At 67.0% G+C, this 26,039-nt stretch carries 24 protein-coding genes; 12 read left to right on the top strand and 12 right to left on the bottom strand.

The annotated features are described in order from the left end of the window. Positions 1-6: 6 nt before the first annotated feature. Together ppk2 and D9X30_RS11360 are read right to left on the bottom strand one after the other, a co-directional pair. A complete protein-coding gene (ppk2, locus tag D9X30_RS11365) occupies positions 7-957 on the bottom strand; it encodes a polyphosphate kinase 2 (protein ID WP_153946676.1) in 951 nt (316 codons plus the stop codon). 100 nt (positions 958-1,057) lie between these two features. After that, the gene (locus D9X30_RS11360) at positions 1,058-2,113 is read right to left on the bottom strand and encodes a transporter (protein WP_153946675.1); all 1,056 of its coding nucleotides are present in this window, start codon (positions 2,111-2,113) and stop codon (positions 1,058-1,060) included. A 246-nt stretch (positions 2,114-2,359) separates the two neighbouring features. On the opposite strand from D9X30_RS11360, the gene adh reads away from it, so the two are divergent. Next, positions 2,360-3,880, top strand: a complete 1,521-nt coding sequence (gene adh, locus D9X30_RS11355) for an aldehyde dehydrogenase (RefSeq protein WP_153946674.1) — start codon at positions 2,360-2,362, stop codon at positions 3,878-3,880. 34 nt (positions 3,881-3,914) lie between these two features. Here the strand turns inward: adh and D9X30_RS11350 are convergent, their stop codons facing one another. Continuing rightward, positions 3,915-5,807 (bottom strand): sigma-54-dependent Fis family transcriptional regulator, encoded by a 1,893-nt coding sequence (locus D9X30_RS11350; RefSeq protein ID WP_153946673.1) that lies wholly within the window; start codon positions 5,805-5,807, stop codon positions 3,915-3,917. 69 nt (positions 5,808-5,876) lie between these two features. Further along, on the bottom strand, positions 5,877-7,385 hold the full coding sequence (locus D9X30_RS11345) for a sigma-54 interaction domain-containing protein (protein WP_153946672.1): 1,509 nt from the start codon (positions 7,383-7,385) through the stop codon (positions 5,877-5,879). A 274-nt stretch (positions 7,386-7,659) separates the two neighbouring features. Here D9X30_RS11345 and D9X30_RS11340 point away from each other — a divergent pair, with 274 nt between their 5' ends. The 3 genes from D9X30_RS11340 to D9X30_RS11330 all read left to right on the top strand — a co-directional run bounded on the left by D9X30_RS11340 (position 7,660) and on the right by D9X30_RS11330 (position 11,589). Next, positions 7,660-9,051 carry a GntP family permease gene (locus D9X30_RS11340; protein WP_153946671.1) on the top strand — a complete coding sequence of 464 codons (1,392 nt, stop codon included), beginning with the start codon at positions 7,660-7,662 and terminating at the stop codon, positions 9,049-9,051. A gap of 19 nt (positions 9,052-9,070) precedes the next feature. Then, complete coding sequence (locus D9X30_RS11335) at positions 9,071-9,847, top strand: 3-hydroxybutyrate dehydrogenase (RefSeq protein WP_153946670.1); 777 nt, start codon at positions 9,071-9,073, stop codon at positions 9,845-9,847. Positions 9,848-10,020: 173 nt separating this feature from the next. Further along, a complete protein-coding gene (locus tag D9X30_RS11330; RefSeq protein WP_153946669.1) occupies positions 10,021-11,589 on the top strand; it encodes a sensor domain-containing diguanylate cyclase in 1,569 nt (522 codons plus the stop codon). Positions 11,590-11,599: 10 nt separating this feature from the next. Here D9X30_RS11330 and D9X30_RS11325 read toward each other — a convergent pair whose 3' ends face one another. The 6 genes from D9X30_RS11325 to D9X30_RS11300 form a co-directional block, all read right to left on the bottom strand. Beyond that, positions 11,600-12,343, bottom strand: a complete 744-nt coding sequence (locus D9X30_RS11325; protein ID WP_153946814.1) for a response regulator transcription factor — start codon at positions 12,341-12,343, stop codon at positions 11,600-11,602. A gap of 152 nt (positions 12,344-12,495) precedes the next feature. Beyond that, a complete protein-coding gene (locus D9X30_RS11320; protein WP_153946668.1) occupies positions 12,496-12,903 on the bottom strand; it encodes a cupin domain-containing protein in 408 nt (135 codons plus the stop codon). Positions 12,904-12,907: 4 nt separating this feature from the next. After that, entirely contained in the window at positions 12,908-13,387 is a 480-nt protein-coding gene (locus tag D9X30_RS11315) for a carboxymuconolactone decarboxylase family protein (protein WP_153946667.1), read from the bottom strand. A gap of 195 nt (positions 13,388-13,582) precedes the next feature. Further along, entirely contained in the window at positions 13,583-14,083 is a 501-nt protein-coding gene (locus tag D9X30_RS11310) for an Ohr family peroxiredoxin (RefSeq protein WP_153946666.1), read from the bottom strand. Between the two features lie 15 nt (positions 14,084-14,098). Further along, positions 14,099-14,848 carry an SDR family oxidoreductase gene (locus tag D9X30_RS11305; RefSeq protein WP_153946665.1) on the bottom strand — a complete coding sequence of 250 codons (750 nt, stop codon included), beginning with the start codon at positions 14,846-14,848 and terminating at the stop codon, positions 14,099-14,101. A gap of 155 nt (positions 14,849-15,003) precedes the next feature. Further along, a complete protein-coding gene (locus tag D9X30_RS11300; protein WP_228770823.1) occupies positions 15,004-15,975 on the bottom strand; it encodes a GlxA family transcriptional regulator in 972 nt (323 codons plus the stop codon). Between the two features lie 558 nt (positions 15,976-16,533). On the opposite strand from D9X30_RS11300, the gene D9X30_RS11295 reads away from it, so the two are divergent. Genes D9X30_RS11295 through D9X30_RS11285 form a run of 3 tightly spaced genes read left to right on the top strand, consistent with a single transcriptional unit; the run spans position 16,534 to position 19,291 of the window. Next, on the top strand, positions 16,534-17,325 hold the full coding sequence (locus tag D9X30_RS11295) for a sensor histidine kinase (protein WP_194946476.1): 792 nt from the start codon (positions 16,534-16,536) through the stop codon (positions 17,323-17,325). A 23-nt stretch (positions 17,326-17,348) separates the two neighbouring features. Continuing rightward, positions 17,349-18,398, top strand: a complete 1,050-nt coding sequence (locus tag D9X30_RS11290) for a LysR family transcriptional regulator (RefSeq protein WP_153946662.1) — start codon at positions 17,349-17,351, stop codon at positions 18,396-18,398. Beyond that, on the top strand, positions 18,395-19,291 hold the full coding sequence (locus tag D9X30_RS11285) for a DMT family transporter (protein WP_153946661.1): 897 nt from the start codon (positions 18,395-18,397) through the stop codon (positions 19,289-19,291). Before D9X30_RS11290 ends, D9X30_RS11285 begins: the two co-directional genes overlap by 4 nt. Positions 19,292-19,391: 100 nt before the next feature. Here D9X30_RS11285 and sodB read toward each other — a convergent pair whose 3' ends face one another. Further along, positions 19,392-19,970 (bottom strand): superoxide dismutase [Fe], encoded by a 579-nt coding sequence (gene sodB, locus D9X30_RS11280; RefSeq protein WP_153946660.1) that lies wholly within the window; start codon positions 19,968-19,970, stop codon positions 19,392-19,394. A 183-nt stretch (positions 19,971-20,153) separates the two neighbouring features. Next, entirely contained in the window at positions 20,154-21,539 is a 1,386-nt protein-coding gene (gene xseA / locus D9X30_RS11275; protein WP_153946659.1) for an exodeoxyribonuclease VII large subunit, read from the bottom strand. Between the two features lie 1,006 nt (positions 21,540-22,545). Between xseA and D9X30_RS11270 the strand changes: the two genes are divergently transcribed. The 5 genes from D9X30_RS11270 (at position 22,546) to kdsB (ending at position 25,893) form a co-directional block, all read left to right on the top strand. Further along, positions 22,546-23,166, top strand: a complete 621-nt coding sequence (locus D9X30_RS11270; RefSeq protein WP_249640941.1) for a MotA/TolQ/ExbB proton channel family protein — start codon at positions 22,546-22,548, stop codon at positions 23,164-23,166. Between the two features lie 17 nt (positions 23,167-23,183). Continuing rightward, on the top strand, positions 23,184-23,615 hold the full coding sequence (locus tag D9X30_RS11265; protein ID WP_153946657.1) for an ExbD/TolR family protein: 432 nt from the start codon (positions 23,184-23,186) through the stop codon (positions 23,613-23,615). A gap of 127 nt (positions 23,616-23,742) precedes the next feature. Further along, entirely contained in the window at positions 23,743-24,858 is a 1,116-nt protein-coding gene (lpxK, locus tag D9X30_RS11260) for a tetraacyldisaccharide 4'-kinase (protein WP_153946656.1), read from the top strand. Then, on the top strand, positions 24,839-25,039 hold the full coding sequence (locus D9X30_RS11255) for a Trm112 family protein (protein ID WP_153946655.1): 201 nt from the start codon (positions 24,839-24,841) through the stop codon (positions 25,037-25,039). The genes lpxK and D9X30_RS11255 overlap by 20 nt, the downstream gene beginning before the upstream one ends. 44 nt (positions 25,040-25,083) lie before the next feature. Continuing rightward, a complete protein-coding gene (gene kdsB / locus D9X30_RS11250) occupies positions 25,084-25,893 on the top strand; it encodes a 3-deoxy-manno-octulosonate cytidylyltransferase (protein ID WP_153946654.1) in 810 nt (269 codons plus the stop codon). Positions 25,894-26,039: the final 146 nt, after the last annotated feature.

The following is a 26,039-nucleotide window of genomic DNA, read 5'->3' as shown; positions in this document are numbered from 1 at the left end:
CGTTCGCTAGTAGATCTCCGGAATGATCATGTTGTCCGGCACGGGCTGGCGGACATAGTCGGCATGCCGTTCGCGTTCGGGCAGGACGATGGACGGCTGCGCCGGCTCCACATAGGGCATCTGCTGCAGCAGGTGGTGGATGCAGTTCAGCCGGGCGCGCTTCTTGTCCACGGCCTGCACCACCCACCACGGCGCCTCGGAGATATGCGTGCGCTCCAGCATGATTTCCTTGGCGCGCGTGTAGTCTTCCCAGCGGCGGCGTGACTCCAGGTCCATCGGGCTCAGCTTCCACTGCTTGAGCGGGTCGTGGATGCGGCTCAGGAAGCGCATGTGCTGTTCGTCGTCGGTGATCGAGAACCAGTACTTGATCACCTGGATACCGGAACGCACCAGCATCCGTTCGAACTCGGGCACGGAACGGAAGAATTCCTCGTACTGCTCGTCGGTGCAGAACCCCATCACGTGTTCCACGCCGGCGCGGTTGTACCAACTGCGGTCGAACAGCACCATTTCGCCTGCGGCGGGCAGATGCGACACATACCGCTGGAAGTACCACTGGGTGCGTTCGCGGTCGTTCGGCGCGGGCAGCGCAGCCACGCGGCAGACGCGCGGATTCAGCCGCTGCGTGATGCGCTTGATCACGCCGCCCTTGCCGGCCGCGTCGCGCCCCTCGAACAGGATCACGACCTTGTGGCCCGTGGCCACCACCCAGCTCTGCAGCTTCACCAGTTCACCCTGCAGGCGGAACAGCTCGCGGAAATAGAGACGACGCTCGGCGCGCTCGGCTTCGTCGCCGTTGAGATTGCTGTTGTCGCCGGGGCCGCCTGCCTCGCCCGCCAGCACACGCTGCACCACCAGCGGATCGCGGTCTTCCAGCTCCAGTTCGAGCTCTTCGTCGTAGTAGTCCGCCACCTCGCGGTGAATGCGCCGGATCAGGGCTTCGTCGTTGTAGTCCATGGCTTTCCTCCATTGCGCGCGCCGAACGGCGGGCGCCTTGGTGACTGATCGTACGCCTGCAATATGGCAATTTTACGAATTGTCATAGAGGCATCATGCATCACATCATGCCGCTTTCCTGCTTGCGGAACGCCCAGCGCCCGGCCAGCACCGTGAAGCTGGCCACCAGCACCACCAGCACCCAGAAACCGTGCGGATGCCCGGCAAGCGGAATCCCGCCTACATTCATGCCGAAAAAGCCGGCCACGATGTTGATCGGCAGCGCCAGCACCGTGACCAGCGTCAGCGTGAACAGCGTGCGGTTGGTCTGCTCGTTGAGCTTGGCGGCGATCTCTTCCTGCAGCAGCTTGATGCGTTCCACGAGCGCGGCCAGGTCATTGAGCACCAATGAGAATTCTTCGGTCGATTCGCGCAATTCCTGCAAATCGGTTTCGAGCAGCCACGCGGGCGGCCGGTTCAGCAGCCGGAACAGCGCGCCGGGCTCGGGCGCCAGCAGCCGCTGCAGGCGCACCAGGCCGCGCCGCATGGCGCCCAGGTCCGCCCGGTTCGACTGCAGCCGCTGCGACAGCAGCTGGTCTTCGATCTGGTCCACGCTGACACCCGTCTCGCGCACGATCTGTACCAGCACGTCGGCCTGGTCCTGCAGCAGGTGCACCACCAGATTCAGCGGCGACCGGAACCGCTCGCCACGCCGCACGGCGGCGCGCAGCCGGTCCACCGACCGCAGCGGGCGCGCGCGGGCGGTGACCACCAGCCGGTGGTCGGCATGCGCCCAGAGCGTGGAAATATCGGTCGAGGCCACGCCGAAGTTGTAGATCACATCGTTGACCACGGCCAGCAGCGCGGCGTCCTGGCGTTCGATGCGGGTCGAATGGGAGCCCTGCCGCAGCGCCTCGAAGAAATCGTCGGGCAAGCCAAGCTGACCGCGCATCCAGCGTTCGCAGGCGCTGTGCGACAGGTTGAAGTGCAGCCAGACGAACGGGCGCTCGGTCTGCTCCACCGCGTCGTCCGGGCCCGCCGCCGGATGCGCGCGAAGCCAGGCGGCGGCGGCACTGGAATCGATCTCGCGCCCCGGCTGCCCCGGTTCGAACAGGAAACCGCTGACCAGACCGACCGGGTCGGAACCATAGCCGGCTTCGACAATGCCCGATTGCATGCAAACTCCCTTCACGTTGCCTCGCGTGACGTTATCACGCCGCCATGACGCCCGGTGCGGCGGCCGCGTCGGTTGTACCGGCCCGCAACACCTGCTCCATTCTGGAACACCCCGCCGCCCCTGCCACCGGCCCCCGCCGGCCGCCATCCCGCATGGCAGCGTCGGGCGCGGACCCGGCACGGCGCTTGCAGTCGGTCCCGGCGTGCCCGATGGCACGACCAACGATATCGACAAGTGGAGCGAGACATGAACATGGCTGAAATTGCCCAGCTGGGCGTGCCCTACCCGTTCAAGGAACAGTACGACAACTACATTGGCGGCGCATGGGTGCCGCCGGCTGACGGCCAGTACTTCGAAGCCGTCACGCCACTCACCGGCAAGCCGTTCACGCGCGTGCCGCGCTCGAACGAAAAGGATGTGGAAGCCGCGCTGGACGCCGCCCACCGCGCCCGCGCGGCATGGGGGCGCACGTCCACCGCCGAGCGCGCGAACCTGCTGAACCGCATCGCCGACCGGATCGAGGCCAACCTGACGCTGCTGGCCGTGGCCGAGACCATCGACAACGGCAAGCCCGTGCGCGAAACCTCCGCCGCCGACCTGCCGCTGGCCGTCGACCATTTCCGCTACTTCGCCGGCTGCATCCGCGCCCAGGAAGGCACCATCTCGGAAATCGACCACGACACCATTGCCTATCACTTTCACGAGCCGCTAGGCGTGGTGGGCCAGATCATCCCGTGGAACTTCCCGCTGCTGATGGCCGTGTGGAAGCTGGCCCCGGCGCTGGCGGCCGGCAACTGCGTGGTACTCAAGCCGGCCGAACAGACGCCGGCGTCGATCCTGGTGCTGATGGAACTGCTGCACGACCTGCTGCCCCCGGGCGTGATCAACGTCGTCAACGGCTTCGGCGTGGAAGCGGGCAAGCCGCTGGCGTCGAGCCCGCGCATCGCCAAGGTGGCCTTTACTGGCGAAACGACTACGGGCCGGCTGATCATGCAGTATGCGTCGCAGAACCTGATCCCGGTGACGCTGGAGCTGGGCGGCAAGTCGCCAAACATCTTCTTCGAGGATGTGATGGCTGCCGACGACGCCTACTTCGACAAGGCGCTGGAAGGCTTTGCGATGTTCGCGCTGAACCAGGGCGAAGTCTGCACCTGCCCGTCGCGCGTGCTGATCCAGGAATCGATCTACAAGGCGTTCATGGCGCGCGCGGTCAAGCGCGTGGAGGCGATCCGCCAGGGGCATCCGCTGGACAGGTCGACGATGATCGGCGCGCAGGCCTCCGAAGAGCAGTTGCAGAAGATCCTGGCGTATATCGACATCGGCAAGCAGGAAGGCGCCCGCGTGCTGACCGGCGGCGAGCGCAACGCGCTGGGTGGCGATCTGGCGGGCGGCTACTACGTCAAGCCGACGATCTTCGAGGGCCACAACAAGATGCGCATCTTCCAGGAGGAAATCTTCGGCCCGGTGGTCTCGGTCACGACCTTCAAGGACGAGGAAGAGGCGCTGGCGATTGCCAACGATACGCTCTACGGGCTGGGCGCCGGGGTGTGGACGCGGGACGGCGCGCGCACGTTCCGCATGGGCCGCGGCATCGAGGCCGGACGCGTGTGGATCAACTGCTATCACGCCTATCCGGCCCATGCCGCGTTCGGCGGCTACAAGCAGTCGGGCGTGGGCCGCGAAAACCATCGGATGATGCTGGACCACTATCAGCAGACCAAGAACCTGCTGGTCAGCTACAACCCGAATCCGCTCGGATTCTTCTGACCCGCCAGGCGCGGCGCCGCCGGCCAGGCCGGTGCTAGCGCCGCCGGTAGATGGTATTGCGCGACACGCCAAGCTCGCGCGCCGCGGCACTGACGTTGCCGCCGTGGCGCGCCAGGGCTTCGCGAATGCGCGCCGCCTCCCAGTCACGCATGCTGCCCGCGGCGGCATCGGCATCGCCCGTGGCCCGCGCGGCCGGCGTGGCCGGCGTGGCCGGGTGCGCGGCAAAGTCGTCCGGCAGGTGCTCGACGTCAATCCGCGCCTCGCCTTCGGCCATCAACGCAGCGGTACGCAGCACGCTGGCCAGTTCGCGCAGGTTGCCCGGCCATGCATGCCGGCGCAGCAGCGCCAGCGCCGGTGCGGAGATCGCCTGCGGCCCGTGTGCGCATTCGTCCTGCAGGATGCGCGACACCAGCACGTCGAAATCGCTGCGCCCGGCCAGCGGCGGCAAGGTCACGGCCAGCCCGTGGATGCGGTAGTACAGGTCTTCGCGGAACGTGCCGTCGGCCATCTGTGCGCGCAGGTCGCGGTGCGTGGCGCAGACGATGCGGATATCGACCGGCGTGCTGTGCGTGCCGCCCAGCGCCGTCACCGCGCGCTCCTGCAGCACGCGCACCAGCCTCACCTGCTGCGCCAGCGGCATGTCGCCGATTTCGTCCAGGAACAGCGTGCCGCCGTGCGCCTGCGCGATCTTGCCGGCGTGGCCGCGTCGCCGCGCGCCCGTGAACGCGCCGTCTTCGTAGCCGAACAGCTCGGCCTCGATCAGCGTCTCGGGAATGGCCGCGCAGTTGACGGCCACGAACGGGCCGCTGGCCCGTGGCGAATCGGCATGCACGGCCCGCGCCAGCCATTCCTTGCCGGACCCGGTGCGTCCCTGGATCAGCAGCGGAATATCGCGCCCGCGCAGGCGCGCCACGCGCTGGAGCACGGCGGCCATGCGGGCGTCGCCGGTGTCCAGGCGCGCCAGCGCCGACGACGGCTGGACTGCCGGTTGCGGCACGCTCGACGGGGCGGCAGCTTCCGCCCGATGCGACAGCCGCGCGTAAATGCGCACGCCGCTCGGCAACGCCAGGTCGCGCAGCAGCGTATCGGCGGTGCCGGACGGCGGCATCGGCAGCCCGAACAGTTCGGTGAAGGTGGCGCCGGCCAGCACATCGGCGCTCATGCCAAGCTGGAACCAACCGCTGCGATTGGCGGCCAGAAACGTGCCATCGGACGCAAACGCGGCCATGCCCTCGAACAGGGTGCCGACCAGTTCGGGCCGGCCGTGAAAGCGCACCAGCAGTGCATCGGCAAACTGGGCGGCGAACAGCTGGTTCTCGATGGTCTGCGCCGACATGCGCACCATCGCCATCGTGTGCGGATGAAAACCGCGCGGGTCGCCGCTGACGTCGAGCGCGCCCAGCCAGTCGCCCGTCGGGCTGGCAATCGGCGTACAGGAACAGGTGAGCTGGCGATTGGCGTGCAGGAAGTGCTCGTCGCCATGGATGATCGCGGAGCGTCCCTCGGCCAGCGCGGTGCCGATGGCGTTGGTGCCCTTGCTGGCCTCCGACCACGATACGCCGGGCGCCAGCGCCACGTCGCGCGCACGCGCGGCAAAGCCGCTGCCATCGCCGTCGCCCACGCTGTGCAGGATGACGCCGCCGCTGTCGCTCAGCAGCACCAGGCTGTCGGTGCCGGCCACCTGCCGGTACAGGCCTTCCATCACGGGCAGCGCCAGGCGGTACAGCGCGCGGTTGCGCTCGACGCGTTCGCCCAGCGCGCGGCGGCTCAGCGGTTGATAGTCGGGAACTTGTGCGGCGTCGAGCCCGAAACCGGCCGAGCGGCCATGGGCACGGCGCAGCAGTTCGCTGCGGTCGGCCCCGTCATCGTGGCCGGCGGCAAGCACGTCGGCCTGCAGGGCATCCTGGAATGTCAGCGCATTGCGCATTGGCGGTCTCCTGGCTGGCGCTCTCGCCGCGATCAACACCAGGGCGGAGCCTCTCTGCCGGCGACCTTATCACAGCCCGCCGCGCGTGGCGGCCAACTTCTTGTAGAACGCCGCCCGGCTGATGCCGATGCGCGCGGCGGCCTCTGCGACGCGTCCGCCACATGCATCGAGCGCCTGGGCCAGGAACGCGGCTTCGAACTGCGCCATGGCCTCTGCGTACGTCTGCGCGGGCGCTGCCGGCGACGTCCCGGGCACGACGGCCTGCGGGCTCTGCGCGACGGGTGCGGAGGGTTCTTCCGTGGGAACCGCCGGTTCGGCCACCGGCGCCGGGCCGGTGCGACGCGTGCCAAGCAGCGGTGCCAGCGTGGCGGCGTCCACCGAATCCTCGTCGCACAGCATCACCACGCGCTCCAGCACGTTGCGCAGTTCGCGCACGTTGCCGGGCCAGTCATAGTCGTGCAGCAGCCGCAGGGCATCGTCGTGCAGGCCCATCGGGTGGCGCTCGGCCTTGATGCTCAGTTCCTCGACGATGGCGTACACCAGCGGCAGCAGGTCGGCCCGGCGCTCGCGCAGCGGCGGCAGGTTGATCGACAGCACATTGAGGCGGTAATAGAGATCGGCGCGGAAACGGCCTTCGGCTACCAGCGCGGGCAGGTCCGCGGACGTGGCCGCGATGATCCGCACGTCGCTGCGCACGATGCGGTTCGACCCCAGCGGCTCGAATTCGCGGTCCTGCAGGGCGCGCAGCAGCTTGCTTTGCAGCGCCAGCGGCATATCGCCGATTTCGTCGAGGAACAGCGTGCCGCCATCGGCCAGCTCGAACTTGCCGACGCGCCCCTTGCGGTCCACGCCCGTGTAGGCGCCCGGCGCGGCACCGAAGAACTCCACTTCCAGCAACGTATCGGGAATGGCCGCCACGTTGACGGTGACCAGCGGCCGCTCGGCACGCGCCGAACCCGCGTGGATGCCATGCGCCAGCAGTTCCTTGCCCGTGCCCGTTTCGCCCAGCAGCAGCACCGGCGACTCCACCAGCGCGGCCCGCCGGGCCTGGCGCTTGACCTCCTGGGCCGCCGGGCTGGCACCGACGAAACTGGCGAACGTGTACTTGGCCCGGCGCGCATGATCGAGCGAGCGGCGCGCCGCCGCCAGTTCGGCCTGGGCCCGCGAGTAATGCGCAAAGATCGGCGTCAGCGCCTTGAGTTCGTCGAACAGTGCGAACCCGACCCCGCCGATGGTGCGCCCGCTGTCGTCCTTGATCGGCAGGCGCGTGACGATCATCGGTTCGCGGTCGGTTTCAAGCAGGTCCAGCAGGATCGGCTTGCCCGTGGTGACGACCTCGCGCATCAGGCTGTTCGGAATCACCTGCTCGCAATCGAGCCCGATCGCGTCCTGCGGGTTGGTGAACCCGAAGCGCGCCGCATAGCGTTTGTTGATCCAGACCACGCGCGCGTGCTCGTCCACCACGAACGTGCCTTCGCTGAAGTTTTCAAAGGTGCGGAACAGCGACTCCATGGCACGTCGCGCCACGTAGTCGTAGTCGAACAGCAGGGCGCCACCTGGGTCGGCGATCTTGTGCATGGCTGCGGGTCCGGGAATGGTTGTCTCGATTTGTAGACACGAAGTGTCTCATAACGGAGACTTCAACGCTGTGCGCATCGCTTGCTTTGTCTCAATGAAGAGACAAGGCGAGCCAGACTACACTGTTTGCGCCTTATTCTTAACTTTTGAATGTGGCACGGAGCCTGCTAATCAAGCGGTCCCCTGTCATCTGCGCAGGGGACCCTCGCATTACACGGCACCGGGGTAACCTGCCACGGCTCTACCGCATTCAAGAACAAGCAATGGAGACCTCATGTCTTTTGTCATAGTGCTCGCCGCACTGGCCTTTCTCATGTTCGCCGCCTATCGCGGCTACAGCGTGATCCTCTTCGCGCCGCTGGCTGCGCTGGGCGCGGTGCTGCTGACCGACCCGTCGGCGGTGGCGCCCGTGTTTTCCGGCATCTTCATGGAGAAGATGGTCGGCTTCGTCAAGCTGTACTTCCCGGTGTTCATGCTCGGTGCCGTGTTCGGCAAGGTCATCGAACTGTCGGGCTTCTCCGAATCGATCGTGGCCGCGGCCATCCGCTACATCGGCCGCTCGCGCGCCAACGCGGTGATCGTGGCGGTCTGCGCGCTGCTGACCTACGGCGGCGTGTCGCTGTTCGTGGTGGTGTTCGCGGTCTACCCGTTTGCCGCCGAGCTTTACCGCCAGAGCAACATCCCCAAGCGCCTGATGCCGGGTGCCATCGCCCTGGGCGCGTTCTCGTTCACGATGGATTCGCTGCCGGGCACGCCGCAGATCCAGAACATCATCCCGACCACGTTCTTCAAGACCACCTCGTGGGCCGCACCGGCGCTGGGCGTGGCGGGCTCGCTGTTCATCATCATCGTCGGCCTGTCGTATCTGGAATGGCGCCGCCGCGCGGCCGCCGCCCGTGGCGAGGGCTACGGCACGAACCTGCTGAACGAGCCGCAGCGGGTGGAAGGCGGCAAGCTGCCGCCGCCGCTGCTGGCCATCCTGCCGCTGGTAGTGGTGGGCGTGTCCAACTTCTGGCTGACGCGGATGATCCCGCTCTGGTACGGCCAGTCCAACAGTGTGTCGCTGCCGGGCCTGACCAAGCCGGTGGAAACCAAGATCGCCAGCGTGACCGCCATCTGGGCCGTGGAAGGCGCCCTGCTGCTGGGTATCGTCATCGTGCTGCTGACCGCGTTCGGCGCCGTCAAGTCGCGCTTTGCCGAGGGCACCAAGAGTGCCGTGTCGGGTGCGCTGCTGGCGTCGATGAACACGGCGTCGGAATACGGCTTTGGCGGCGTGATCGCCGCGCTGCCGGGCTTCCTGGTGGTCAGCGATGCCCTGCGCAGCATTCCGGACCCGCTGGTCAACGCCGCCGTGTCGGTCAGCACGCTGGCCGGCATTACGGGCTCCGCATCGGGCGGCATGAGCATCGCGCTGGCCGCCATGTCCGACGTATTCATCCAGGGCGCGCAGGCCGCGCAGATTCCGCTGGAAGTGCTGCACCGCGTGGTGTCGATGGCCAGCGGCGGCATGGACACGCTGCCGCACAACGGCGCGGTGATCACGCTGCTGGCCGTGACCGGCCTCACGCACCGCGAGTCGTACCGCGACATCTTCGCCATCACGCTGATCAAGACGCTGGCCGTGTTCTTCGTGATCTTCGTGTTCTACACGACCGGTCTGGTCTGACCGCACCCAGGGAAGCATCATGGTCAATCTGCATGGCAAGACCGCGCTGGTCACCGGCTCCACGAGCGGTATCGGTCTGGGTATCGCCCAGGCCCTGGCGCAGGCCGGCGCCAATATCGTGCTCAACGGCTTCGGCGACATCGAGGCCGCCCTGGCAAGCATCCGCACCCTCGGTGCCGAGGTGATCCATCACGCCGCCGACATGCGTCGCCCCGACGAGATCGAAGCCATGTTCGCGCTGGCGACCGGGCGTTTCGGCGGGGTCGATGTGCTGGTCAACAATGCCGGCATCCAGCATGTGTCGCCCGTGGAGGATTTCCCGGTGCAGAAGTGGGACGACATCCTGGCGATCAACCTGACGTCTGCCTTCCATACGTCGCGCCTGGCGCTGCCGGGCATGCGCGCCGCCAACTGGGGCCGCATCGTCAACATCGCGTCGGTGCATGGGCTGGTCGGCTCCGCCGGCAAGTCCGCCTACGTGGCCGCCAAGCACGGGCTGGTGGGCCTGACCAAGGTCACCGCGCTGGAAACGGCCGCCACCGGCATCACCTGCAACGCGATCTGCCCGGGCTTCGTCCTGACGCCGCTGGTCGCCGCCCAGATCGACGCGATTGCCCAGCGCGACGCCATCACCGTCGAGGCCGCGCAGGCCCGCCTGCTATCCGACAAGCAGCCCTCCGGGCAATTCGTCACGCCCGAGCAACTGGGCAACCTGGTGCTGATGCTGTGCTCGCCGTTCGGCGACCAGGTGCGCGGCGCCGCCTGGGCGATGGATGGGGGCTGGACGGCGCAATAGCCGTTTCCTTCCCCTAGTCGCCTGATCGATGGCCCTGGCACCCGCCGGGGCCATTTTTTTCGCATCAACCGCGGCCAGCCTGTATGCTCTTGGCGTCAGTCTCCCCCGTCGGCCGTTAGCCTGCGCTGGCTGCGGCAAACGCTTCCCGCCCGGAACGCAACCTCCGCACGCTCATGGCACGCCAGAAAATCGACCTGCGAACCCTGATCCTGGGACTGACGCTGACAGCGTGCGTCGTCACGCTGGGCAACTGCCTCTACGCCGCGTACCGCATCGAGCGGCAAACGCTGGTGGAGCGGTCGCTGGAAGCCAACCGGGCCTACAGCGCGCGCGTTGCGTCCTCGATCGACGGGTTCCTGCGCGAGGCGCAGTTTCGGTTCCAGCAAGCCGGCGAACGGCTTGCCGATCGCTTCGACGACCCCGCGGCCCGCCGCGACGCCGTGGAGCGGCTGACTTCGATGGGCCGGGATTTTGACGCCGTCGCCATCGTCAATGCCGAGGGCCGCATCGTCGCCGCCCTGCCCGAGGCACTGCACCTTGAGCAACGCACGGTCGAGTCGCCGGAACAGATCGGCGCGGTCCATGGTCGCAAGCCCGTCGTCAGCAACGCGTATCGGTCGATTGCCGGCAACCTGGTGATCTTCGTCTCGGTGCCGATCTTCGACCGGCATGGCACGTATCTGGGACTGATCGGCGGATCGCTCCATCTGCTGAAGGACGGCCGGCTGCATGAACTGATGAGCCAGCATGTTTTCCTCACCGATTCTGAAGTCTACGCGGTCGATGGCCGGCACCAGTTGCTGTTCCATCCGGTCAAGGCGCGGATTGGCGCCGTCGCCGCCGCCAATCCGGCCACCGAACAGGCACTGGGCGCCGGACAAGGCAGCATCGAGATGGTGGACGCCGACGGCCGCGCGATGCTGGCGGGCTATGCCAGCATCCCCACCGCGCACTGGGCCATCGTCAGCCAGCAGCCGCTGGCTTCGGTGCTGGCACCGATCGACACGCTGATGAAGCGGTTTGTTGTCGCCAGCGCGCCGATTGCCGTGATCGGCTTCGTGCTGATCTGGATCCTGACACGGTACATTGCCAGGCCGCTCAGGCAGCTGGCCGACAGCACCACGTCCACGGGTCTGATCGAAAGCACCGCCTCCGTGGCGCAGGTCAATGCCTGGTACTTCGAGGCCAGCCATCTGAAGCAGGCGCTGCTGCACGGCATCGACCTGGCCAGAATGCAGGTGATGGGGCTGGAAATCGCGTCGCAGACCGATCCGCTGACCGGCCTGCTCAATCGCCGCGCGCTCGACGCCAGCCTGGCGACGCTGGAGGCCAGCGGCCAGCAGGTGGCCGTGATTGCGCTCGACATCGACCACTTCAAGCGGGTCAACGACACCTATGGCCATGATGTTGGCGACATCGTGCTGCAGCGGCTGGCGGAGATGATGCGCCAGGTGTGCCGCGCCACCGACCTGGCGTTCCGGGTGGGCGGCGAGGAATTCCTGATGCTGCTGCCCGACATGCATGCCGGGTCGGCGGGTGAAGCCGCGGAGCGCTTGCGGCGGCTGGTCGAGCAGACCGCCATCGATCCGGTCGGTCACATCACCATTTCGCTTGGCGTCACCACGTGGCCGCGCAACGCCGCGTCGCTGGCCGAAGCCCTGAAGGACGCCGATACGCTGATGTACCAGGCCAAGCAGGCCGGCCGGAACCGCACGGCCGTCGCCGGACAGGCGTCGGCGTAGGTCTGCGTTGTCAATGCGCGACCATCGGCTGGTCCACCGCGGCCAGGCCGGCGCGCGGCGCCTGGGCGGCCGGCGGCGCGGCCAGCGTCGCGGCCATACCGGCGGTCTCGGCATCCAGTCGCAGATCGAGATCGATCGCCATCTTGACCAGGTCGGCAAACGTGCGCGCGGCCATCTTGCGCATGGCGCGGCTGCGGTGGATCTTGATCGTGACCTCGCTGATGCCGATCTTGCCGGCAATCTGCTTGTTCATCAGGCCCGACACGGCCAGTGCCATCACCTCGCGCTCGCGGCCGCTCAGCGTCGCAAAGCGCGCGCGCAGATCGTCACCGCATTGCAGTGCCTGCCGGTTGCAGCGGTCCACGGCAATCCCTTCGGTCACGGCGTCCAGAAAGTCCTGGTCGCGGAACGGCTTGGCCAGGAAATCGAGCGCGCCGGCCTTCATGGCGCGCACCGTCATCTCGATATCGCCATGGCCGGTGATAAACACCACCGGCAGGCAGATGCCGCGCCGGATCAGCTCGCGCTGGACTTCCAGGCCATTGGCGCCACGCAGCCGCACGTCCATCACCACGCAGCCGGGCACCGGTTCGAGCGGCGCTTTCAGGAACGCGTCGGCCGACAGGAACGAACGCGCCCGCAGGCCGACCGACCGCAGCAGGTCCGCCAGCGCGTCGTTCAGATCCACATCATCGTCGACGATGTAGACCACGGGTTCGGTGGCCTCGCGGCGGCCGCCGGGCTTTGACGTCATGGCGTTCACGATTGGACTCCGGTATCTCTGCGGTGGCCTGGCGGGACGGAACAACGATCGATACGCATGGCGGAGGGATGGGTGAAACGAGGGGGGAACTGGGGCGGCAGGCGCGCACGGATCTGGCGCGCCTGCCGGCCCGATGGCACCGGCTACTTCACGGGTGTCAGGATCGGCGCGCCCTGATTCTTGATCAGGAACACGATAAACCTGGCCGGCTTGGTGGTGCTGGCGTTGCGCCCGACCGTATGGATGTCGTCGGGACCTTCATGGAACGTCTGGCCCGGCTTGAGCGTGACTTCCTTGCCGCCCTTCACGCCCATGATGATGGTGCCCTCGAGCACGTAGATGAAGCCGTGGGCATCGTGGCGATGCACGGGGTCGTAGCCGCCCGGCGGGTATTCCACCATGATCATCTGCACCTCCTTGCCCGGATACTCGGGCAGCGGTTCGGTGGTCAGCGGCGTCACCTTCGCGTCGGCCGCCGCGGCAAAGGCCGGGGGTGCCAGCAGCGCACATGAGGCAGCCAGCATGGCCGCGATGGACAGGACGCGTCTCATGGCCTTACTCCAGTCCGGCCTTGTCGAGACCGAACATCTTGTCGGCCGAGCCCGGCACCATCTGGAACGCCACGTTAAGCCGGTTCCACGCATTGATGGCGCCGATCTGGAACGTCAGGTCGGACAGCTCCTTCTCCGAATATTGCGTGCGTACGTGCTCGAACACCTCGTCGGGCACACCGTGGGCGGGCAGCTGGGTCAGCGCCTCGGTCCAGGCCAGCGCGGCGCGTTCGCGCGGCGAGAACAGCGTGGACTCGCGCCAGATGGCCACGTGATGCAGGCGCAGTTCGCGCTCGCCGTGGATCTTGGCCTGCTTGACATGCATATCGACGCAGAATGCGCAGCCGTTGAGCTGCGACGCGCGGATTTCCACCAGCTCGCGGATGTGCTGCTCGAGCGTGGTCTTCTGGAACAGGGCACCGAGTTCGACGAGCTTCTTCGTCAGTTCCGGCGATTGTTGGAAGTAGTTCAAACGTTGTGACATGTGTCGCTCCTGCGGAACCAAGGGGGATACGTTCGCCGCCCGCCGCAGTGCGTTGCGCAACGGGATCGGCTTGATATGGATCGTAGTGCGCGGCCCGCCGTGCCGGTAGTGCCGCCAAGGTGCCCAGTCTGTTGCCGCGCCGGCACCAATGGCGCACTGCCCCGCACGGCGGGGACTCATGTACCGCTCCGTGGCTCAGTCGATGACACGCACGATGCTGTAGATGCCCCCGCGGGCCATCTTTGCGTACGGGCACAGCCGCTCGGTGTCACGTACCAGTTCCTCGGCCACGCGCCGGGCCACGCCGGGCATGCGGATGCGGATCTCGGCAATCAGCGCGTAAGCGCCGTCAACGGGATCGCGGCCAAACGAGACTTCGGCTGCAACGGTGGCGTGGGCCATCTCCACCTGCGCGCGCCGGGCCAGCAGGCTCAGCGCACCGTGAAAGCACGCAGCGAAGCCAGCGGCGAACAACTGCTCGGGGTTGGTTCCGCCGCCAGGGCCACCCATGGCGACCGGCAACCGAAGTTCGAGGAAGAGACTGCCATCGTCGGACCTGGCGATGCCGGATGCGCGGCCATGCGCGGCCTGGCCCCCGCCAACCGTGACGGTCGTCGTGTACAGCGCCGTGAAGCCCTGGCCCCGGTATCTGTCGAGCAGCGTCAATGGCGGAGGCTGCAACCTCTCGTTCTCCATCGCGTCGTCTCCAGACTATTTCTGCAGTTGACGAATCCAGTCCTCGAAATGCATGTGGCCCAGACGCGCCTCGCCTTCTGGCACGAGCGTGCCTTCCTGCAGGTCGGCGCCGAAGTAACGCGCGGCGGGGTCGGCCACGACCGTGCGGCGGTCGCCGGTGGCCTGCAGGTAGCGTTGCACCAGGTCGCTCATGCGGAAGCGTTCGGGCCCGGCGATGTCGATCGTGCCGTTGACGGGGGCGGCCAGCGCGGCATCGGCTACCGCATCGGCCACGTCATCCGACGAGATCGGCTGGATCAGGGCCGGGGTGAGGCGGATCGTGTCCGCCTGCCCTGCCGACTGGGCAATGCCGGCCAGGAATTCCAGGAACTGAGTCGAGCGCACGATCGTGTACGGAATACCCGCCTGCCGGATCAGGGCTTCCTGGGCGATCTTGGCGCGGAAGTAGCCGCTTTGCGCGAGCTTGTCAGTACCCACCACCGACAGCGCCACGTGGTGCGCCACGCCGGCTTCCTTTTCGGCGGCCGCCAGGTTGCGGCCCGAAGTCTCGAAGAAGTGCAGCACCGCCTGGTCTTCGAACGATGGCGAATTGGCGACGTCCACCACCACCTGGGCCCCGGCCAGCGCCTGTGTCAGGCCTTCGCCCGTCAGCGTATTGACGCCGGTGCCCGGCGACGCGGCCAGCACGTCATGCCCCTGCGCGGCCAGCCGCTCAACCACCTTCTTGCCAATCAGGCCGGTGCCCCCTACGACTACGATCTTCATGATGCGTCTCCATGCTCGAAAAGTGGAACGGGTCCACGTGTCTTGCATGCTAGGTGCGTGCGGGGCGGCTCACCAGACCGACGCCCGGCGCACGGTGTTTCCCGATTTGCACCAATCGCATCGAAAAAGAACGCCGGGGCGGACGGCGCGCGGACCTAGCGATTGACCTTGAGCCGGTATTCGCTGGGCGACAGCCCGAAATGGCGCTGGAACGTCACGCGCATCCGCTCTTCGCTGCCAAAGCCGCACTCGTGGGCGATCACGTCGATGGGCCGGCCCGGGTCCTGCAACTGCCGCCGCGCCGCTTCCAGCCTGAAGTGCTCCACGCCCTTGGCCGGCGTGCGGCCGGTCTTTTCCTTGTAGACCCGCGCGAAGTTGCGCGGACTCATGCCGACGTACCCGGCCAGCTGCTCGACGGACAGGTCCTGCGTGGCCAGGTTCTGCACGATCCACAGGTGCAGCGCCTCGAACACCGGCACCTGCCGGCTCTGGGAGATCAGGATCTCGCTGAGTTGCGGTTGCGCGCCGGGCCGCTTCATGTACACCGCAAGTTCCTTGGCGGCATTGAGTGCCACCTCGTGGCCATAGTCGGCCTCCACCATGGCCAGCGCCAGGTCGATCCCGGTGGTGACGCCGGCCGACGTCCACAGGTTTTGCTGCCGCACGAAGATCGCGTCGGGATCGAGGTCCACCGTGGGAAACAGTTCGCGGAAGCGATCGAGCATGGCCCAGTGCGTGGTGGCGCGCTTGCCGTCGAGCAGGCCCGCGAATGCCAGCAGGAAGGCGCCGCTGCACACCGACGCCATGCGGCGGATCGTGCCCGACGCATTGGCCAGCCAATCCAGCAACGCGGTCTCGTGCTTCGCCACCTCCAGGATGATGGGCGACCCCGGCACGATCACGGTGTCGATCATCCGCAAGTCGAACGATGCCAGCGACACCGAATCCATCGTGGTGCCCTCCACCGTCGCCACCCTGCCGCCGGCAAAGCTGGTCGTGTGGCAGCGATAGCCGGCCAACCCACGCGCCCGTGCGTAGTTGGACGCAGCCCAGAACACGGTCTGGGGCCCGGCAAGGTCGAGCAGGCTCACATCGGGGTATGCCACGAACAGGATGTTGCGCGGCATGTCTTCAATGTTTCCGGCGGAGGGGGGCGGCTGGTGCTGAAGCATGAGGGGTATTGCGGTAGACGACCGATGCTATGCCAACGGGACGATCCCTTGCAAGCCTGCGCCCCGGCCGTGATGCGGCGCGTCGGCGGCACGGCCGTTTCACCGCCGGCACACCCGGGACGATGCGCGTGAGGGTTGGCAAGGCGGTCATTGTTCGTCTCCTCCCGTGTGTCGCGGGCTCGGTGTCACGTATGGGCCTGGCCGGCACCCGGGCACGGGCCTGGCATCCCCGCGACGGTTCGGGCCGGCGGGGTCGGGGCGGCAAGGCAAGTTGGGCGCGAGTGTAGTGAGTGCGGGGGACCGGTCACAAGCCCGCGCCACGCGCAGTGCTGTTTCCACAAGGGCACCAATCGCGCATGGCGTTGGCCCGACGTGCCGGGAGCGGCTGGCAGTCTGGCAGAAAAAACGGGAACGCTGTCATTTACGGTCAATTCACCGGTTATTAACATCAAGTGCAGGTCGGCAAAGGGGGTGGGCATGAGTGCCGGCGGTCATATCGACAGCGAGAAGGACATGACTGAACCAGTTCGCGGCGCCCCGGCGTGCAGGGGCGACCATGGACAATTGCGCCTGCAGGCGCCGTCCGTGCACGCGGACCGGCTGGCGCTGTTGGGTCGGTGCGTGGCAATGGTCGTCCACGACGCCGTGCAGCCGGTGGCCTCGGTGGTGACGCGGGGCCAGTCGGCGCTGCGCTGGCTGCGACACGACCCGCCCGACGTGGAGGCGGCCATCGCGTCGCTCGAACGCCTGGTGACCGACGCGCAGCGCGCGGGCACGCTGCTGGCCCATCTCAGGATGCTGGCATCGCCCGTGGAACGGCCACGGCAGCCGGTGCCGCTCCACGCAGTGCTGCGCGACACGCTGCACTGGCTCGACGACGACCTGCGGCGTCACGGTATCCACGTGGCGCCGAACGAGCGCCATCCCGACGTCGTCGTCATGGCCGAGCCCGCAGCATTGCAGCAGTTGTTCGGCAACCTGATCGTCAACGCGATGGAAGCCATGGCCGAAACGCCAAAACAGGCCCGCCAACTGACCGTGGATCTGTCGGCGGACGGCCACGATGCGGTGGTGGCTATCAGCGACCGGGGTTGCGGCATCGCGGCCGACGACCTGCCGCGCCTGTTCGACGCATTCCATACCACCAAGGACGATGGGCTGGGCGTCGGGCTGGCCATCTGCCATCGCATCGTGACGGACCACGGCGGCAGCATCCGCGCGCAAAACCGCCGCGAAGGCGGCGCGTGCTTCGAAATTCGCCTGCCCCGGCAGGATCAAACGGCTTCCCGCGCGGCACCAAGGTAGCGCCGGGAAGCGCAGGGGAAATCATGGAACCGATACAACCGGCCGACGCGTCGGACCGCACTTTCAGGCTCAGCCTGCCAAACCGCGCCGACGCACTGTCTACGAGCTTTGCCGCCAGCTACGCCGGCATCATGGCGTTCATGGCCGTGGCCAGCGAAGGCAGCTTCGCCAAGGCCGGCGAGCGCCTGGGCATTGGCCGCTCGGCGGTCAGCCGCAACGTGCAGAAGCTGGAAACCCAGTTGAGCACGCGGCTGTTCCTGCGCACCACGCGCACCACGCAGCTCACGCGCGAAGGCCAACGCTTCTTCGAAAACTGCCATCAGGGCGTCACGCATATCGTGGAGGCCATGAATGACATGCTGGAACTGCGCCAGGGCCCGCCACGCGGCCTGGTGCGCATCAGTGCCACCGTGGGGTTCGGCCGCAAGATCGTGGCGCCGCTGCTCGACAAATTCGTCCAGCTCTACCCGGACATCGCCATCGACCTCTTGCTGGACGACCGGCCCACGGACTTTGCGTCGGAACAGATCGACGTCGCCTTCCGCAACGGGCGGATCGAGGATTCGAGCATCATCGCCAAACAGCTCATCCCGATGCAGATGGCGCTGTGCGCCGCGCCGTCTTACGTGGCCCGCCACGGGCTGCCGCAGACGCTGGACGACCTGCCGCAGCACGAATGCATCAACTTCCGCTTTTCCAGCGGGCGCATCTTCGAATGGGAGTTCAAGGCCGACGGCATCGTCCGCAAGTTCCTGCCCCGCGCGCGCATGACCTTCAACGACGCCGACCTGGTACTGCATGCGGTGCTGGCGGGCTGGGGGGTCGCGCAGATGGCCGGCTACCAGATCTGCGACCACATCGCCCGCGGGGAACTGTTGGTGGCGCTGGCGCGCCATGCGCCCGACGATCGGGGCCACTACATCTGCTACCTGAGCCGCCAGCATCTGCCCACGCGCATCCGCGTGTTTATCGATTTCATGACCGAGCAGATCCGCGCCATGAGGCTGAACTGCCTGACGGACTTCAACGTGGCGGACGACTGCGAAGGCACCGCGCTAGGAGCGGCGGCATGAGGCGCGCCGCATGGCTCTGCGCCGCCGGCGCGATCCTGCTCTGGGCGTCGTTCGCAACGCTGGTGTCCCATGCACCCGACGTGCCGCCGCTGCTGCTGACGGGCCTGGCGCTGTGCCTGGGCAGCGCGACCTCCCTGCATCGCGTACGCGAGTGGCGTGTGCCGCCGCGCACGCTGGCGTTCGGCGTGACGTGCCTGTTCGTGTACAACGCGGGCCTGGTCATGGCGTTCAGGCTGGCGCCGATTGCCCAGGCCAACCTGATCAACTACCTGTGGCCGTTGATCCTGGTGCTGCTTGGCACCACGATCTGGCGCGGCATCGACTGCATCACCAAGGTCGCCGGGGCGCTACTTGGCTTTAGCGGCTGCATCGTGGCCATCACGGCAGGATCGGGGGCCGGCGCATTCGGCGCGGGCGCGGGCGGCCCGGACGGCACGCACATGGCCGGCTATGCGCTGGCGCTGCTGGCCGCCATCGTCTGGGCGGTCTATTCGCTGGGCGCGCGTTGGTTGCCGCCGTTCTCGTCGTGGGCCGTCGGCGGTTTCTGCCTGGGGGCCGGGCTGCTGGCCATTGCCAGTCACCTGCTGATCGAGCCCCGCTTCGTGCCATCGGCCAGCGACCTGGCATGGGTCGCGGCGATCGGGCTGGGGCCGCTGGGCATCTCGTTCGTGCTGTGGGATTACGCCATGCGGCACGGCAACGCGGCGCAGATCGGCATCCTGGGCTACGGCACACCCGTGTTGTCGTTGCTGTGCCTGGCGCTGGCTGGCAAGGTCACCGAACGCGACGGGTCGATGATCTTTCTGGCCTGCGCGCTGATCGTGGCCGGCGTGACGCTGGCGTCGATGGGCCCCGTGGCATGGCGCCGCACGGGCTGGGCGCGCGAACCGTAACCCTGCGCGTCGTTCCGTGCGCAAACGAAAACGCCCCGGAATTTCCGGGGCGCTTTGCCGGGGACCGCACCTGGCCGCCTGATGCGGCCAGCGCAGGCACTCAGGCGAAGTTCTTCGAAGCGAAGTCCCAGTTCACGACGTTCCAGAATGCCTCGACATACTTCGGACGGGCATTGCGGTAGTCGATGTAGTAGGCGTGCTCCCACACGTCGCAGGTCAGCAGCGGCTTGGCGTCGGTGGTCAGCGGCGTGGCGGCGTTCGAGGTGGACACCAGGTCCAGCGAGCCATCGGTCTTCTTGACCAGCCAGGCCCAGCCCGAACCGAAGGTGCCAACGGCCGTCTTCGTGAATTCTTCCTTGAACTTGTCGAACGAACCGAACCTGGCGTTGATCGCGTCAGCCAGGGCACCGGTCGGCTGGCCGCCGCCGTTCGGCTTCATCGATTCCCAGTAGAACGTGTGGTTCCACACCTGGGCAGCGTTGTTGAAGATGCCGCCCGACGACTTCTTGACGATCTCTTCCAGCGAAGCGTTCTCGAACTCGGTGCCCTTGATCAGGTTGTTCAGGTTCGTGACGTACGTCTGGTGGTGCTTGTCATGATGGAACTCCAGGGTCTCCTTGGAGATGTGCGGAGCCAGGGCGTCATGCGCGTACGGGAGAGGAGGGAGCGTGTGTTCCATTGTTCTGTCTCTACGGTTTTGGTGGGGAGAATGGCCGATTGTAGGTGACTTGCCAGACCCGCGCAAACGGCCCCGGAAAGCCCCCTGACCTCATGTTAGTTTCCCCTGCGGCCGCTCAGGGGAGTCATTGCAATCGACTGAGAATCAGTCGCAACCAGGGCGGCGCGCGCGCCTCGAAAACCCTCAGAAAGCCGCCAGTTTGGCCTGTACATTGGCGATTTCCAGGTCCGCCGTGCCGTCCGCCAGATGCGCCTCGACAATGCTGCCGGCGCGCAGGTCGCTGGGCGACCGCAGCGCCCGCCCGCGATTGTCGAGCAGCACCGCATACCCCCGTTCCAGCGTGCGCTGCGGGGCCAGCAGTTCCAGCGCCCCGGCCGCGCGCGCCAGCCGCTGCGTTTCACGTTCGTGACGGCGTTCCAGCGCGGCGTCCATGCGCGCCGCCGTACGGTCCAGCACCGCCTGTGCCGCATCCGTATCGGGCCGGCAGGCCCGCCAGCGCATGGCCAGCACGTCGTGCCGGTGGCGCTGCGCGGACACCGTATCGCGCAGTGCCGCACGCAAGTGTCGGGCCAGATTGTCGACCTGTGCGCGCCGTTCCTGCACTTGCGCCTGCGGGCTACGCAACTGGCGCGACAGCCACTGCAGATGCTGCGCGCGACGTTCGAGCTGGCGGTCCATGCACTGGGCCAGCGCCTCGCGGGCGCGGCGGGCGGCCTGCAGCAGATGCGCGCGGTCCGGGCTGACCATTTCAGCCGCGCCGGTCGGCGTGGGGGCGCGGACATCGGCCACGAAATCGGCAATCGTGAAATCGGTTTCGTGACCCACCCCGGACACCACCGGTACGCGGCTGCGCGCGATGGCCTGCGCCACCACTTCCTCGTTGAACGACCACAGGTCTTCGATACTGCCGCCGCCGCGGCACAGGATCAGCACATCGCATTCATCGCGTGCGCTGGCCGTATCGAGCATGGCGGCAATCTTGTCGGCCGCGCCGGCGCCCTGGACTGGCACGGGGTATACGATCACGTTGACGTGGGGCGCACGCCGCTGCAACGTGGTCAGTACGTCGCGCATCGCGGCGGCCTGCAACGACGTGATCACGCCGATGGTGCGCGGATGCGACGGGATCGGCCGCTTGCGTGCGGGATCGAACAGACCCGCCTGTGCAAGTTTTTCCTTGAGCCGCAGGAACGCTTCGTAGAGATTGCCCAGGCCGGCGCGGCGCATGGCTTCCACGCCCAGCTGCAGTTCGCCCCGGGCCTCGTACATCGACACCACGGCGCGCACTTCGACGGCCTCGCCCTCGCGCGGCGCGAAGTCCACGTGCTGGTTACGTCCCCGGAACATCACGCAGCGGATCTGCGCGCGGGCATCCTTGAGCGAGAAATACCAGTGGCCGCTGGCCGCGCGAGTGAAGTTCGAGATCTCCCCCCTGACCCACGCCAACGGAAAGCTGCGTTCGAGCACGCCGGCAATCGCATGGTTGAGTTCGCTGACCGGAATCACGTCGCGCGTGCGCGAGGGCGGCTGAGACGGCGCAAAACGCGAAAGGTTCTCGTTCTCTGGCATGGTGCACAACCGCGCAGGCGGCGTGAGATGGACATGTCCACAGCATAACCGCTATGTCAAGAGGCACCGGGCAGTACCCATGTGTTCGCCGGCATTGCGCATGAGTCGGTACAAGCTATTGATTCGCTTGAGGTTTCTGACGGGACCAAAAAACAGGCAATGTAAGAGAAAGCCTTACGCGTCAACCACTTACCAAAACGGGCCGGCGCTTGTTCACAAAGTTATCCACAGAAGCTTTGGATAATGGATTTGTCAAGGGTCTGGCCTGTGGACAACGTATACGTTGCGCATCGGAGCACGCTGTGGCAACGCATGCGCGAGTGGGAAGTCGACCGTGCCGCACGGCACGCGCGGGCACCCGGACTGCCCATTTTTTAGGCAGACATGTATACCGTCATATGGATCAAGGGGTTAGCCGGTTTCTCCCGCCCTTATCCACAACCGATCCACAATCCTGTCCTGTGCCGATGTGGAAAGCTGACGCCCCGCGCTGGCGTGCCAAGGGCGCCCGCCCCGCCAACGCGTTGACCGTTTTTTAGGCACGACAACGCTTTCCCTTTCGGATCAATAATTTAGCGTCTCTCTTCGACGGCTTTCCACAGCCGATCCACAACACTGTCCCGCCTGCGTGTGGAAAGTTGTGACGGAAACGCCCGATGGCGCCGGTCGAACTGGCAAACCACCGTCGATTCCATGTACTTTCCCCGTCCTGCACAAAAAACAGGCAACAGGACGGCAATCCTTTCGAATCAACGGGTTAGCCCGTTTTTCCGAACGCTTTCCACAAGTGGTCCACAATGCTGTCCCGCGTCAGTGTGGAAAGCCGCAGACAGCGGCATCCAACGCGGCTTGCCGGGCTGGCCGGGAGCGGGTTAGAGTGGCGCCTGCAATTTTTCGAGCATTGCCGGTGCGCATGGGAGCCAGCGCGCATCAAAGGCTGCCGCGCAGTTTGTCGTCATGCCGTCCATTTCGGGTCTGTCGCTTTCGTAGAATTTCGGGGGTCCACGTGTTTTCCATCATTCAAGCGGCCGGCTGGCCGATCTGGCCGCTGCTGCTGGCCTCGGTCATTGCGCTCGCGCTGATCGTCGAACGCTTCGTTTCCCTCAAGCGCAGCAAGATCCTGCCGCCCAAGCTGTACGAGGAGGCGCTCTCCGCCGCCCAGCAGCGCAAGGCCACGCCCGAGGTCGTCAGCAATCTCGAAAAGAACTCCCCGCTGGGCCGCGTGCTGGCCGCCGGCCTGCGCCATGTGGTGCTGCAGCCGCAAACGTCGCGCGACGCCGCCAAGGACGTGGTGGAAGAAGCCGGCCGCATCGTGGCGCACGACCTCGAACGCTACCTGAACGCACTGGGCACGATTGCCTCGGTGGCGCCGCTGATGGGCCTGCTGGGCACCGTGATCGGCATGATCGAGATCTTCGGCAACCAGGGCGGCACGGGCGCCAACCCCGAGCAGCTGGCGCACGGCATCTCGGTGGCGCTCTACAACACGGCCTTCGGCCTGATCGTGGCGATCCCGGCCCTGATCTTCTGGCGCTACTTCCGGCGCCTGGTGGACGACTACGTGGCCGAGCTCGAATTCCGCGCCACCGCGTTCCTGGACGCCATCCTGCCGCAGCGCAGGGCCTGACGCGGCCGGAGCACGCCATGCATTTCCGTTCCCGCCAGCGGCGCGAGGAGCCGGAGATCAACCTGATCCCGCTCATCGACGTGCTGCTCGTGATCCTGATCTTCCTGATGATCACGACCACGTACTCGCGCTTTACCGAACTGCAGATCCAGCTGCCCACGGCCGATGCCGACCGCGCACAGCAACACCCGACCGAGATCGTCGTATCGGTTTCGGCGCGCGGGGTCTACTCCGTCAACAAGCAGGTGCTGGAGCAGAAGGACGTCACCAGCCTGGCCGACCAGTTGCGCAGCGCCGCCGGCCCGGCCGGCAGCGGGCAGCAGCCGGTGGTCATCGTCAATGCCGATGCCCAGGCCACCCACCAGGCCGTCATCAACGTGATGGAAGCGGCCCGCGTGGCGGGCCTGTCGCGCCTGACCTTCGCCACGCAGACCGCGCAGCAACGCTGACCCCGCACCGGGTGCGCAGGGCCGGACGGGCGGCAAACTTGCCGCATGCGCTGCGCAATGCCCATAATGTCTGCATCGGGCCGATGCCACCCCAGGGTGGCATCGCCTTTTTCCATCCGTCCCGCTCATGCCCGCTCCCCGACACGCCCTTGCCGACTTCGTCACCGCCCAGTGGCAGCGCCGCGGCTGGTTCGCCTGGCTGATGTGGCCACTGTCGCTGCTGTTCGGGCTGATCGCGCGCATCCGGCGCCACGGCTACCGCCAGGGCTGGTTCCAGTCGACGCGCCTGCCGATGCCGGTGATCGTGGTCGGCAACGTGACGGTGGGCGGCACCGGCAAGACGCCGGCCGTGATCGCCCTGGCCCATGCGCTGTGCGAGGCCGGGCTGCGTCCCGGCGTGGTATCGCGTGGCTACGGCGTGGCATTGAAGCACCCGCGCCGGGTCAAGCCGACCTCGAAGGCCGTGGACGTGGGCGACGAACCGCTGCTGATCGCGCGTGCCACCGATGTGCCCGTCTGGGTGTTCCCCGACCGGGCGTTGTGCGCGCAGACGATGCTGGTGTCGCATCCGGGCGTAAATGTTTTGCTGCTCGACGACGGGCTGCAGCATTACCGGCTGCAGCGCGACTTCGAGATCGTCATGTTCGATGCACGGATGGGCGGCAACGGCATGCTGTTGCCGGCCGGGCCGCTGCGCGAGCCGCTGAGCCGGCCGCGCGACGCCACGCTGATCAACGACCCGAACTTCAAGGCCACGCCGGACAAGCCCGACGTCTATGGAATGCGGCTGGAGCTCGATGACGCCTGGCAGCTCAACGACCCCACCATGGCGCGCCCGGTCGCCCAGTTTGCGGGCAAGCGCGTGCTGGCCGCAGCCGGCATCGGCAATCCGGAACGGTTCTTTGCCAGCCTGCGCCGCGCGGGCCTGACGCCCACGGCGACGATGCCGCTGCCCGACCACTACGATTTCGCCGACGACCCGTTCGCCGGCAATGACGATGCGCTCCATGCGGACGTGATCCTGATCACCGAGAAGGATGCCGTAAAATGCGAGCGTTTTGACGACCCGAGGATCTGGGTCGTCCCCACCACGCCCGTGATCGACGCGGGCCTGATCGACAAAATCCGGCGCGTCGTACTGGCGCGCAACCCGGCCGTCGCCACCCCCGTTACCACGGGGCAATCCTCCGGCGCGGCGACCGGACTCGACAAGGAACACCAGGATGGACAACCGGCTGCTTGAAATCCTCGTCTGCCCGCTGTGCAAGGGCAAGCTGGAGTACGACCGCGCCGCCCAGGAACTGATCTGCCACGCCGACAAGCTGGCCTACCCGATTCGCGACGGCATCCCGGTCATGCTGGCCGACGAAGCGCGCCAGTCGGTACCGGGCCGCGTGGTGCCCGTGGAACCGTCCGACCACTGAGCGGACCCCCGCGCCACCCGCGTCGGCGCGATCCGGCAATCATCATGAGCATTCCCGCATTTACCGTCGTCATTCCGGCGCGCCTGGCTTCCACCCGCCTGCCGAACAAGCCGCTGGCCGATATTGGCGGTCATCCGATGATCGTGCGCGTGGCCGAACGCGCGCACGCGTCGTCGGCGCAGCGCACCGTGGTGGCCACCGACGCGCCCGACGTGGCGGCCGCCTGCGCCGCGCGCGGCGTGGAGGCCGTGATCACGCGTGCCGACCATCCGTCGGGCACGGACCGCCTGTCCGAAGTTGCCGCCCAGCTGGGCCTGGCGGACGACGCCATCGTGGTCAACGTGCAGGGCGACGAGCCGCTGATCGATCCGAACCTGATCGACGAGGTGGCGCTGCACCTGGCCGCGCATCCCGATTGCGCGATCGCCACGGCCGCGCATCCGCTGGACGATGTGGCCGAGGTCTTCAATCCCAACGTCGTGAAAGTGGTGTGCGACAACGCGGGCCGCGCGCTGTACTTCTCGCGCGCGCCGATTCCATGGGCACGCGACGCCTGGGCCGCCGTGCCGACGCAGCCGGCCGCCACCGCGCAGGTGCCGATGCCGGCCATGCCCGTGCTGCGCCATATCGGCATCTACGCCTATCGTGCCGGCTTCCTGCGGCGATTCCCGACGCTGGCGATCTCGCCAGTCGAACAGGTGGAGGCGCTGGAACAGCTGCGCGCCATGTGGCATGGCGAGCGTATCGGCGTGATGATGACGGCCGCGACGCCAGCGCCGGGCGTGGACACGCCGGCCGATCTGGAGCGCGTACGCGCGCTCTGGGCGCAGGGGATGGCACAGGACGGTCCCTGAGCATCACTCGGCCGGTGCCGTAGACCCCGGTTTCCCGCTGGAGTTCATACTGCTGCAACCTGGACGAAGGCCGAACCGGCATTGCCCATGGCATAATGCGTGCCGATACAGAGCCCGCAGCCGTGCGCGACACGGCGGCAAAGGCT

Source organism: Cupriavidus sp. U2 (assembly GCF_009663685.2).
Lineage (GTDB): Bacteria > Pseudomonadota > Gammaproteobacteria > Burkholderiales > Burkholderiaceae > Cupriavidus > Cupriavidus necator_C.
This window is presented reverse-complemented; position numbering and strand designations above follow the sequence as displayed.